General features: G+C 74.4%; 1 pseudogene. It reads left to right on the top strand.

Annotation, left to right across the window (positions count from 1 at the left end):
• Positions 1-442 (top strand): annotated as a pseudogene (locus ACYQ0J_RS00780) (metal-dependent hydrolase); the annotation flags it as partial.

Genomic DNA, 442 nt, shown 5'->3' with positions numbered 1-442 from the left:
AGGAGGCCACCCTGGCCCTCTTCCTCGCCCTCTCCGGCTTCGCCCTCTGGCCCCTCTCGGGCCAGGGCTTCGCCTCCGCCTTCCGCCACCTGGTGGGGACGCCGGAGGTGGCCGTGCTGGACTACCTGGACTGGCGGGGCCGCTGGGAGGTCTGGGCCGAGGTGAGGGGCTTCAACCGCGAGACCCAGGAGCCCGTGGAGGGGCGCTTCCTGGTGGTGGAGGCCCTGGGGCGGGAAGGGGTTCTGGTTGAGGACGAGTTGGGCCGCACCCTGGCGGTGAGCCGGGACGGCCAGGTGGTGGCCTACCGGGTGCGCATGGTCCGGGGGAGGCCCCAGGTCCTCAGGGAGTGGCGGCTGGACCTCTCGGGGAGGCTTCTCGCCGACCTCCTGCAGGCCCTCCCCCGGTCCGCCCGGAGGGTCTGGGTCACCGGGGAGGCCCGCCC

The sequence above is a fragment of the Thermus sp. FJN-A genome (genome assembly GCF_054655095.1).
Note: the sequence above shows the minus strand (reverse complement) of the source record. Positions and strands in the feature narration are given on the sequence as shown.